This is a genomic window from Stenotrophomonas geniculata ATCC 19374 = JCM 13324 (assembly GCF_001431625.1).
Taxonomy (GTDB): domain Bacteria; phylum Pseudomonadota; class Gammaproteobacteria; order Xanthomonadales; family Xanthomonadaceae; genus Stenotrophomonas; species Stenotrophomonas geniculata.
Map to the genome: position 1 here is coordinate 1 of NZ_LLXT01000146.1, position 11,252 is coordinate 11,252.

An 11,252-nucleotide genomic window follows, 5' to 3' on the forward strand; every position below is an offset into this window, starting at 1 on the left:
CTCCCGCAACCGGACCCACCCCGCCGACCCACGGATAACCAGCTTTTGCTTTTGACGTTGACGTTGATTCGGCAGGTGCAGGGCTGCAAGCCCTGCCGAACATCCCCTACCTGCGGGGCACGAGCTGCTCGAGCATTTCCCAGGACTTCAGGCCGCGGGCGCCCAGGTGATGGGCCAGCACCCGCCGCATCGGCAGACGCAGGCTGGCCAGGTCGGCGGCATGGGGCTCTTCGTCGGCCGCCAACGCCAGCAGCGCCGAGCCAGTCGCCGCCGCCCGGCGTTCCCCACCGCGCTCGCTCAGCAGGCGCTGCGCGCCTTCCTGCGGATCCAGTTCGTAGCGCGCGGCCGGGTCGATCGGCTGGCCGTCGCTCGCGCTGTCCAGATCGAAACCCAGGCCCAGCGCGGACAGCAGCTCGCGTTCGAAGCGACGCAGTGTCCAGGCCAGGCCGGCGCCCACGGCCAGCCGCGCACGTGCCTCGCCGTAGGCCAGGTACAACTCAGGCAGCGGGTCCTGGCGCGGGGCCAGGCGCAGGGTCAGTTCACTCAGGTAGAAGCCGGCCAGCATCGCCTGGCCGACCAGGCGTGGCGCGGCATCAAGCGCCTCGGCACCCCGCAACTGGGCCAGTTCGCCCCGCTGCTGGGCACTGAAGCGGATCCACTGCAGCGGCTGCAGAGCAGCGCGCAGCACCTGTCCCTTGGCGGTGGATACGCCACGCGCGAGCAGGCCGATCCGGCCATGCTGCGCACTCAACACTTCGACCAGCAGACTGGTCTCGCGGTAGGCCCGTGCGTGCAGCACGAAGCCAGTGTCGTCCTCGATCATCATCGAAGCGACCGCAACGGCTTACTCGTAACCGAAGGCCTTCAGTGCGGCCTCGTCGTCGGACCAGCCTTCACGCACGCGCACCCAGGTCTCCAGGAACACCTTGGCCCCGAACAGACGCTCCATCTGCAGGCGGGACTTGGCACCAATCTCCTTCAGCCGGGTGCCGCCCTTGCCGATCACGATCGCCTTCTGGCCCTCGCGCTCGACCCAGATCACCGCACCAATGCGCAGCAGGTTGCCATCTTCAGTGAAGCGCTCGATTTCCACGGTGGTCGCGTACGGCAGTTCCTCGCCGAGCTGGCGCATCAGCTGCTCACGCACCAGCTCGCCGGCCAGGAAACGCTGGCTGCGGTCGGTGATCTCGTCTTCGCCGAACATCGGCGGCGCTTCCGGCAACAGCGCCAGTACGTCGCGTACCAGTGCGTCCAGGCCGTTGCGCTTCTGCGCCGAGATTGGATGCACGGACGAGAAATCGCGGCCGGCCGTGACTTCCTGCAGGAACGGCAGCAGCGCGCCCTTGTCCTTCAGACGGTCGATCTTGTTGACCACCAGCACCACCGGGATACCGGCGTCGCGCAGCACATTGAAGGCCAGGCTGTCTTCTTCGTCCCAGCGACCAGCTTCGATCACCAGCAGGCCGGCATCGACGCCTTCCAGCGAGCCGCGCGCGGCACGGTTCATCACCCGGTTCATCGCCCGCTTCTGCACCTTGTGCAGGCCGGGGGTGTCGACCAGCACCAACTGGCCTTCCGGATAGGTGGCGATGCCCAGCAGACGATGACGCGTGGTCTGCGGGCGGTTGGAAACGATGCTGACCTTGGCGCCGACCAGGGCATTGGTCAGGGTCGATTTGCCCACGTTCGGGCGGCCGATGACGGCCACGCTGCCGCAATGATGGGAAGTTTGTTCGCTCACTTGGAATCCAGTTGTTCTAGGACGGCTGCAGCCGCCTGTTGTTCGGCAAGCCGCCGCGAGGCGCCTTCGCCCTCGATGCTGGCGGCCGGGTCGGCTACGTTGCAGCGTACCCGGAAGTGCTTGGCGTGGTCGTCACCGGATTCTGACACCAGTTCATACTGCGGCAACGCCTTCTGTCGGGCCTGCAGCCATTCCTGCAGGCGGGTCTTGGGGTCCTTCTCGGGCCGGCCGGAGGCCGGCAGCGCCTCGATCGAAGCACTGAACCAGGGCAGTACCACCGCCCGGCAGGCCTCGAAGCCGGCATCCAGGTAGATCGCGGCCACCACGGCTTCCACCGCATCGGCCAGGATCGAGTCGCGGCGATGACCGCCGGACTTCATTTCGCCCGGGCCCAGGGTCAGCCGCTCGCCCAGTTCCAGGGTGCGCCCGATCACCGCCAGCGCGCCTTCACGCACCAGCTCGGCACGGGCACGGGTCATCGCCCCTTCGTCAGCCTTGGGCCAACGTCGGTACAACGCCTCGGCCGCCATCATGTTGACGATGCTGTCGCCGAGGAACTCCAGGCGCTCGTTGTGCGGCGCACCGGCACTGCGATGCGTCAGCGCCTGCTTGAGCAGGGCCGGGTCGCTGAAGGCATGACCAATCAGGTCGCCACGTTGGATGAATTTACTGGGCACCGCTTCGTGTCAGGTCCTGGGAAGAATCGAATTTGCCAACCACATCGAGGTTGCCGATCAGCTGACGGCGCACTTCGTAGTTGACCTTGAGGGTCCAGCCATTGTCGCGACGGTCGAACTTCACGTTGGCCGGCTTCACATTGTCCGAGTAGTTGATGTACAGGCGCTTGAAGAACAGGTCCTGGATGCGCGCCGGCTCCATGCTGCCCACGCCCGGCTCGTTGGCCAGGCTTTTCATCGCCGAGCGCACCGCGTAGTACTCCTGGTACATCGGGAACAGCTTCATGCCGATGTAGAGGAAGAAGCCAACCACGATCAGGACCGTCAGGAACGAGGTCAGGGTCATGCCACGCTGCGTGTTCATCGTCTTCATTGCGTTCTCCCCAGATACGCGTTGGATGTGAAAATACCCGGTTGATGCCCGGTCAGTTGATGCTCGAGCCGATCCGCGACGGCTCGAAGCCATCCTTGCAGAACCAGCCCTGGCAGTTCAGCCAGATCAGGAAGGCCTTGCCGCGCAGGTTCTCTTCCGGCAGCAGGCCCCAGAAACGGCCATCGTCACTGTTGTCACGGTTGTCGCCCATCACCAGGTACTTGCCGGCCGGCACGGTCCACTGGCCCTGGCCACGCGGATAGTCGGTCTCCAGCACCGTGTGGGTGCGGCCCGGCAGGTGCTCGACCAGCAGGTTGGCGCCCTCGCCCTGGCCCTTGTGGCCGGCGTAGATGCCCTTGTTGTCGTACTTCAGCGGCTCGCCGTTGAGGATCACGCCGTCGCCTTCGAAGACCACGGTGTCACCCGGCACGCCGATCACGCGCTTGATGAAATTCTCGCCCTTGGCCGGATCGTTCTCGCCATGGCCGGGGAAGTGGAACACCACCACGTCGCCACGCGAGGGCTCGCCAACCGGCACAAACTTGGTGTTGCTGATCGGCAGGCGCAGGCCGTAGGAGAACTTGTTGACCAGGATGAAATCGCCGATCAGCAGGTTCGGCATCATCGAGCTGGACGGGATCTTGTACGGCTCGGCGATGAAACTGCGCACGATCAGCACGATCGCCAGCACCGGGAAGAACGCACGCGAGTAGTCCACCAGCACCGGCTCGGAATCGAGCAGGCCGGCGCGCTGGGCGCGCCGCTTGGCAAGGTACAGCTTGTCCGCGAGCAGGATCAGGCCCGAGGCCAGGGTCAGCACGACCAGGAGGATCTCAAACAGTTTCATTCAGGGTCCTTTGCAACGTCACCGGACGACCGGCCCCGCAGGGCCGGTGCGGGCTTACTTGTTGTCCATCTGCAGCACGGCCAGGAACGCTTCCTGCGGGATCTCCACGCGGCCGACCTGCTTCATGCGCTTCTTGCCTTCCTTCTGTTTTTCCAGAAGCTTCTTCTTGCGCGAAACGTCGCCACCATAGCACTTGGCCAGCACGTTCTTGCGCATGGCCTTGACCGTGGTACGGGCGATGATCTGCGAGCCGACGGCGGCCTGGATGGCCACGTCGAACATCTGGCGCGGGATCAGGTCCTTCATCTTCTCGCACAGCTCGCGGCCGCGGCGGTCGGCATGGCTGCGGTGCACGATCAGCGACAGCGCATCGACCTTGTCACCGTTGATCAGCACATCCACGCGCACGAACGGGCCGGCGTCGAAGCGCACGAAGTGGTAGTCCAGCGAGGCATAGCCACGGCTGACCGACTTCAGCTTGTCGAAGAAGTCCAGCACCACTTCGGCCATCGGCAGCTCGTAGCTGATCTGCACCTGGCTGCCCAGGTAGTTGATGCCGATCTGGCTGCCGCGCTTTTCTTCGCACAGCTTGATGATGTTGCCGATGTACTCCTCGGGGGTGAGCACGTTGGCACGGATGATCGGCTCGCGGATCTCCTCGACCTGGTTCACCGGCGGCAGCTTGGCCGGGTTGTCCATGTTGATGATCGAGCCATCGGTCTTCAGGACTTCATACACCACCGTCGGCGCGGTGCTGATCAGGTCCAGGTTGTATTCGCGCTCCAGGCGCTCCTGCACGATTTCCATGTGCAGCATGCCGAGGAAACCGCAGCGGAAGCCGAAGCCCATCGCCTCGGAGCTTTCCGGCTCGAAGCGCAGCGCGGCATCGTTCAGGCGCAGCTTGTCCAGCGCTTCGCGCAGGTCGGGATAGTCCTCGGCATCGACCGGGAACAGGCCGGCGAACACGCGCGGCTGCATTTCCTGGAAGCCCGGCAGCGGCTTCGGTGCCGGGTCGCCGGCCAGGGTCAGGGTGTCGCCGACCGGCGCACCGTGCACGTCCTTGATGCTGGCGGTGACCCAGCCCACTTCACCTGCACGCAGCGCCGGCAGCACCTTGCGCTTCGGGGTGAACACGCCGACGTTGTCGACCTGGTGGTTGCGGCCGGTGGACATCACCTGCAGCTTGTCACCGGCCTTGATCTCGCCCTGCATCACGCGCACAAGCGAGACCACGCCCAGGTAGTTGTCGAACCAGGAGTCGATGATCAGCGCCTGCAGCTTCTCGGTGTCGCGCGGCTTCGGCGGCGGAATGCGGTGCACGATCGCTTCCAGCACGTCCTGCACGTTCAGGCCGGTCTTGGCACTGACCGGCACGGCGTCGGAGGCGTCAATGCCGATCACGGCCTCGATCTCGGCCTTGGCGCGCTCGATGTCGGCGGTGGGCAGGTCGATCTTGTTGATCACCGGCACCACTTCCAGGCCCTGCTCCACGGCGGTGTAGCAGTTGGCCACCGACTGCGCTTCCACGCCCTGGGCCGCATCGACCACCAGCAGCGCGCCTTCGCAGGCGGCCAGCGAGCGGCTGACTTCATAGGAGAAGTCGACGTGGCCGGGGGTGTCGATGAAGTTCAGATGGTAGGTCTGCCCGTCCTTGGCTAGGTACGGCAGCGACACCGACTGCGCCTTGATCGTGATGCCACGCTCGCGCTCGATCGGGTTGGAGTCGAGCACCTGCGCTTCCATCTCGCGGGCCTGCAGGCCACCACAGAGCTGGATGATGCGGTCGGCCAGCGTGGACTTGCCGTGGTCGACATGGGCGATGATGGAGAAGTTGCGGATGTTCCGCATCGAATCAGAAGACATAGGTGGCGGCGGCGCGCGGCGTCGTCAGGGTAACGGTCGATTATCGCATGCCCGGCGCCCGCCCGCGAAAACGGCCTCATCGGACCGGGTCCGGAACGGCCGAAGCCCCGCCAGGGCGGGGCTTCGGAGGAGAAGCAGGGGCCGCCGAAGCGGCCCCGGCAGGCCTTACTGGCCGGCCTTGACCGCTACGAACGCGCTGTTGCCGCTGCCGGTGCGTACCAGCAGCATCACCACGTCGCCCTTCTTGTAGCTTGAAAGCGCACGGTTCAGCGCGTCCACGCTGCCGACCTGGGTGCTGGCCACCTGCAGGATCACCATGCCCGGAGACAGGCCCGCATCACGCGCGCCCTGGCCCTTGACCCCGGTGATGCGCACGCCTTCGCCCGATTCCAGGCCCAGCTGCTTGCGCTGCGGCGCGGTCAGGTCACTGACGTCCAGCCCCAGCAGGGCATTGGCGCCGGCCTGCGGCGCCGCATCGCTGTCGCCGGTGGCCGGGCCACGCGAACTGGCCTGCCCGTCTTCGGTCAGGGCGGTCAGGGTGGCGCTGAGGTCACGCGGCTTGCCATCGCGGATCACGCCCAGGGTGACCCGGCTGCCCGGTGCCATCGCGCCGATCAGCGGCGGCAGGTCGGACCAGCTGTTGACCGGCGCGCCGTTCACTGAGCGGATCACATCGCCGATCTTCACCCCGGCCCGGGCTGCAGCCGAGTCCGGCACGATCTGGTTGACCAGGGCGCCGCGGCTGTCCGGCAGGCCCATCGCCTGCGCCTTCAGGCCGTCGATTTCCTGCACCACCGCGCCGAGCTGGCCGCGGGTGACCTTGCCGGTCTTCTTGATCTGCTCGACCGCACTCATCGCCAGGTCGATCGGGATCGCGAAGCTGATGCCCATGTAGCCGCCCGACGCGGAGAATATCTGCGAATTGATGCCGACCACTTCGCCACGGGTGTTCAGCAGCGGGCCACCGGAGTTGCCCTGGTTGATCGCCACGTCGGTCTGGATGAAGGGCACGTAGCGCTGGTCCGGACCGCCGGTGCTGCGGCCGAGGGCGCTGACCACGCCGGCAGTGACCGAGTGATCGAGGCCGAACGGCGAGCCGATCGCGACCACCCACTGACCCGGCTTGAGGGAGTTGGAGTCGCCAACGCGCACGGTCGGCAGGTTCTTGCCGTCGATCTTCAGCAGTGCGACATCATACTGCTGGTCGCTGCCCACCACTTTCGCGGTGAACTCACGGCGGTCACCCAGCTTGACCTTCACCTCGCTGGCATCGGCCACCACGTGGTAGTTGGTCAGTACATAACCATCGGGCGAGATGATGAAGCCCGAGCCCATGCCGCGGCCCTTGATGCTCGGGCCACCGTCCGGGCCGCCCGGGCCCTGCCCCGGCATCGGGAAATCCGGGCCGAAGAAGCGGCGGAAGAACTCCGGCATGTCATCGTCGCCGCCCATCGGGCCCCGTGAGGCCTGGCGGTTGTTGCGGACGATGGTGGTGTCGACGTTGACCACGCCAGGCCCGACCTGTTCGACCAGATTGGTGAAGTCAGGCAGGCCCGTGACCAGCGGCTGGGCCGGCGCCCGCGGCGCGGCGGCCGGCGCGGCCTGGGTCTGGGCGGCCGGAGCCGGGGCCTGCGCGCAGGCCATCAACGGCAGGGTCAGGGCCAGCAGGCCCATGGCCTGCGTGCGGAGTCGGGGAGTCATCGGACGGCAACCTCCGGATCGGATGGAAAGAGGAATACGGGCCCCGCCGACGGCGGGGCGTGAAAGCGCCCGGCTCAGTCGCGCGGGCGCGGCGGCACCGGCAGGTCGTCCTGCAGGCGCGGCTCGAACGGGTAGAACGCGGCGCCCCCGGCATGGGCCGGGAAGCTCGCATTGAGCGCGCCGCCGGCAGCGGGCGCCAGGCTGGAGCGCGGCCACGGTCGCGCCTGCAGGCCACCGACCTCACCGAACGGCATGTTGCGGCTGGCATTGGCCGGCACGGTCGGGGTCAACGGCGCCTGTGCGGCGGCCACAGCGCGTTGCGGCATGTCCTCACGCTGGGCGGCACGCGCGGCCTGCTGGCTGCGGGTAGCGCTGGCGCGACGGGTGTCCTGGCGCCGGCTGGCTGCCGCCATGGCCACTGCCGGTACACCGGCCACGGCCATTGCGGCGTTATCCACCGAGGCTTCGGTCACCGGAGCCGGCGTCGTCGGTGCCGGCGCGAGTTCGGCCTGGCTGGCGATCACCTGCGGTGCCAACGGCTCGCCCGGGGTGGCCTCCTTCAGCTTCTCACCGCCCATGAACAGGGCCACCGCCGCCACCGATGCGGCCAGTGCGGCGCCACCGCCCCAGGCCCGCCAACCACTGCGGCGTACCTGACGACGCGGCTCGGCCTGCGGCGCCGGTTCGGCGGCGATGGCGGCGGCCACGGCGGCGCTGAAGCCGGCCGGCGCCAGCGCCGACGCCTGTCCGCGCATCACGTCGCCCAGCAGCTGCCAGCGTTCCTGGCAGCCGGCCAGCTCGGGGTCGTGCTCCATCCGGCGCAGCAGGAAGCGCGCTTCATCGGCGCCCAGCTCGCCATCGACCAGGGCCGACAGCTGCTCGCGATGGCGCTGGTCCAGGCGCTGCCCGGCGGGCGATTGGTGGTTCTGCGATTCGTTGAACGGATTACTGGTCATACGCGGCTCTTCTCACGGGTGGCGCTGCCGATGTCCAACAGCGGCCGGAGTTCGGTGTCGATCGCCTCGCGCGCCCGGAAGATCCGTGAGCGCACGGTGCCGATCGGGCACCCCATTTTCTGCGCGATATCCTCGTAACTCAGGCCTTCCACCTCGCGCAGGGTGATCGCCAACCGGAGCTCTTCCGGCAGCGCGTTGACGGCCTTCATTACCGTCTGTTCCAGTTCCTGGCGCATCAACTCGCGTTCGGGCGTGTCGGTGTCGCGCAGGCGCGTCCCGCTGTCGAACTGTTCGGCATCCCCGATGTCGATGTCATCGGTCGGCGGTCGGCGATTGTGTGAAGCCAGGTAGTTTTTGGCGGTATTCACGGCGATTCGATGCAACCAGGTTGAGAACTGGGCATCGCCACGGAAACTTCCGATCGCGCGGTAGGCACGGATGAAAGTGTCCTGGGCGACGTCCTGACATTCGCTCCAGTCGGCGATGTAGCGACCGACAAGGGCCACCACGCGATGCTGGTACTTGCGCACCAGGACATCGAACGCGGCGCTCTCGCCGTGCTGCACGCGCCGGACCAGTTCCAGATCCAGCTCCTGAGGTGTATCAACATCGGCCATGAGGGGCCGCACTCCTGTCAGCCCAACCGACGTCGGGCAATGAGACTGCCAATCCCGGGAAAAGTTCAGTCGCCGATCACCTGGCGCCGCACCAGCTTTTAACCACCGTTCCGTTAGCGTTCCGGTCCACGGCCATGGATCCGGGGTCGCCACTCCCCTGCTATTGGGATTTGACGCGGGGGAAACAACCTCTGGATCATAGCCGCTTCTCCATACACAACCGGATGGAACGTCCATGCTCTCAGGCTTCGATGGTCTCCGCTTCAGCCACTGGCACCCCGAGATCCGCGACGACGGCGTGGTGGTTCTCTCCCTGGATCGTCAGGACAGCAGCGTCAACGCCATGTCGCAGGACGTGCTGCTGGAACTGGGCGACCTGCTCGAGCGCATTGCACTGGACCCGCCCAAGGGCGTGGTGATCCAGTCGCTGAAGAAGGCCGGCTTCATTGCCGGTGCGGACCTGAAGGAGTTCCAGGAGTTCGACCGCCGCGGCACCGTCAACGACGCCATCCGCCGCGGCCAGGCCACTTACCAGAAGCTGGCCGAGCTGCCCTGCCCGACCGTGGCGGCCATCCACGGCCACTGCCTGGGCGGCGGCACCGAACTGGCACTGGCCTGCCGCTACCGCGTGGCCTCCAATGACAGCAGCACGCGCATCGGCCTGCCGGAAACCCAGCTGGGCATCTTCCCCGGCTGGGGCGGCAGCGCGCGCCTGCCGCAGCTGGTCGGTGCGCCGGCAGCGATGGACATGATGCTGACCGGCCGCACCTTGTCGGCCTCGGCCGCGCGTGGCATCGGCCTGGTCGACAAGGTGGCGGCGCCGGCGGTGGTGCTCGACACCGCCGTGGCGCTGGCGCTGTCCGGCACCACCCGCCCGTTCAAGCAGCGCGCGACGGCCTGGGCCACCAACACCTGGCTGGCACGCACTTTGCTGGCACCGCAGATGGTCAAGCAGGTCGCACGCAAAGCCAAGAAGGACCAGTACCCGGCGCCCTACGCGCTGATCAGCACCTGGCAGCGCAGCGGCGGCAAGCCGATCCTGGCGCGCCTGGATGCCGAACGCCGCGCAGTGGTGAAGCTGGCCAGCACGCCGACCGCGCGCAACCTGATCCGCATCTTCTTCCTGACCGAGCGCCTGAAGGGCCTGGGCGGCGGTGACTCCGGCATCCGCCACGTGCACGTGGTCGGCGCCGGCGTGATGGGCGGCGATATCGCCGCGTGGGCCGCCTACAAGGGCTTCGAGGTGACTCTGCAGGACCGCGAGCAGCGCTTCATCGACCCGGCAATGGAACGCGCACAGGCGCTGTTCGCCAAGAAGGTGCGCGACGAGAGCAAGCGCCCCGCCGTGGCCGCGCGCCTGCGTGCCGATCTGGAAGGCAACGGCGTGGCCGAGGCCGACCTGGTGATCGAAGCGATCATCGAGAACCCGGAAGCCAAGCGTGCGCTGTACCAGACGCTCGAACCGAAGATGAAGCAGGACGCGCTGCTGACCACCAATACTTCGTCGATTCCGCTGGTGGAACTGCGCGACCACATCCAGCGCCCGGCGCAGTTCGCTGGCCTGCACTATTTCAACCCGGTTGCGCAGATGCCGCTGGTGGAGATCATCCATCACGACGGCATGGCGCCGGAGACCGAGCGCCGCCTGGCCGCGTTCTGCAAGGCGCTGGGCAAGTTCCCCGTGCCGGTGGCCGGCAGCCCGGGCTTCCTGGTCAACCGCGTGCTGTTCCCGTACATGCTGGAAGCCGCCACCGCGTATGCCGAGGGCATTCCGGGCCCGGTGATCGACAAGGCCGCAGTGAAATTCGGCATGCCGATGGGCCCGATCGAACTGATCGACACCGTGGGCCTGGACGTGGCCGCAGGCGTCGGCCGCGAACTGGCGCCGTTCCTGGGCCTGCAGATTCCGGCCGCACTGCAGACGGTGGAACCGGACAAGCGTGGCAAGAAGGACGGCCAGGGCATCTACACCTGGGAAAACGGCAAGCCGAAGAAGCCGGACGTGGCCAGCGATTACCAAGCCCCGGCCGATCTGGAGGACCGCCTGATCCTGCCGCTGTTGAACGAGGCCGTGGCGTGCCTGCACGAGGGCGTGGTGGCCGATGCGGACCTGCTGGATGCGGGCGTGATCTTCGGTACCGGTTTCGCCCCGTTCCGCGGCGGTCCGATCCAGCACATCCGCGCAGTGGGAGCCGATGCGATCGTCGAGCGGTTGAAGGCGCTGCAGCAGCGCCACGGCGACCGTTTCGCCCCGCGCCCGGGCTGGGACAACCCCGCCCTGCGCGAACCGGTGATTTGAGTTTATCGGCCGGGCCTGCGGCCCGGCACCCGCAGAGGCAACCGCCGAAGCAAAAGCCAGAGCCAGAGCCGGAGCAACAGCCGGCTCTGGCTTTTCTGTTTGTTGGGCGGGGCGGTGTGGGCAGGCAGGACACGCCGTAAACCCATCCCTGGGGGCTCGATGGCGCCATCCATGGCGC

The 11,252-nt window shown here is 67.1% G+C and carries 10 protein-coding genes; 1 reads left to right on the top strand and 9 read right to left on the bottom strand.

The window, feature by feature from the left end; genetic code table 11:
* Positions 1–106: 106 nt before the first annotated feature.
* The 9 genes from recO to rpoE form a co-directional block, all read right to left on the bottom strand.
* Positions 107–826, bottom strand: a complete 720-nt coding sequence (recO, locus tag ARC63_RS19590) for a DNA repair protein RecO (protein ID WP_049411152.1) — start codon at positions 824–826, stop codon at positions 107–109.
* An 18-nt stretch (positions 827–844) separates the two neighbouring features.
* On the bottom strand, positions 845–1,741 hold the full coding sequence (era, locus tag ARC63_RS19595) for a GTPase Era (protein WP_057504187.1): 897 nt from the start codon (positions 1,739–1,741) through the stop codon (positions 845–847).
* A complete protein-coding gene (gene rnc / locus ARC63_RS19600) occupies positions 1,738–2,418 on the bottom strand; it encodes a ribonuclease III (RefSeq protein WP_010482822.1) in 681 nt (226 codons plus the stop codon). Before rnc ends, era begins: the two co-directional genes overlap by 4 nt.
* Positions 2,408–2,791, bottom strand: a complete 384-nt coding sequence (locus ARC63_RS19605) for a DUF4845 domain-containing protein (protein ID WP_010482821.1) — start codon at positions 2,789–2,791, stop codon at positions 2,408–2,410. Before ARC63_RS19605 ends, rnc begins: the two co-directional genes overlap by 11 nt.
* A 52-nt stretch (positions 2,792–2,843) precedes the next feature.
* Positions 2,844–3,638, bottom strand: a complete 795-nt coding sequence (gene lepB, locus ARC63_RS19610) for a signal peptidase I (RefSeq protein WP_032129848.1) — start codon at positions 3,636–3,638, stop codon at positions 2,844–2,846.
* Positions 3,639–3,692: 54 nt separating this feature from the next.
* Entirely contained in the window at positions 3,693–5,486 is a 1,794-nt protein-coding gene (lepA, locus tag ARC63_RS19615) for a translation elongation factor 4 (protein WP_010482819.1), read from the bottom strand.
* A 180-nt stretch (positions 5,487–5,666) separates the two neighbouring features.
* Complete coding sequence (locus tag ARC63_RS19620; protein WP_010482818.1) at positions 5,667–7,202, bottom strand: DegQ family serine endoprotease; 1,536 nt, start codon at positions 7,200–7,202, stop codon at positions 5,667–5,669.
* A 74-nt stretch (positions 7,203–7,276) separates the two neighbouring features.
* Complete coding sequence (locus ARC63_RS19625; RefSeq protein ID WP_049411162.1) at positions 7,277–8,158, bottom strand: sigma-E factor negative regulatory protein; 882 nt, start codon at positions 8,156–8,158, stop codon at positions 7,277–7,279.
* Entirely contained in the window at positions 8,155–8,775 is a 621-nt protein-coding gene (gene rpoE / locus ARC63_RS19630) for an RNA polymerase sigma factor RpoE (RefSeq protein WP_010482816.1), read from the bottom strand. Before rpoE ends, ARC63_RS19625 begins: the two co-directional genes overlap by 4 nt.
* Positions 8,776–9,010: 235 nt before the next feature.
* Here rpoE and ARC63_RS19635 point away from each other — a divergent pair, with 235 nt between their 5' ends.
* Positions 9,011–11,074 carry a 3-hydroxyacyl-CoA dehydrogenase NAD-binding domain-containing protein gene (locus ARC63_RS19635; RefSeq protein WP_057504188.1) on the top strand — a complete coding sequence of 688 codons (2,064 nt, stop codon included), beginning with the start codon at positions 9,011–9,013 and terminating at the stop codon, positions 11,072–11,074.
* Positions 11,075–11,252 lie beyond the last annotated feature (178 nt).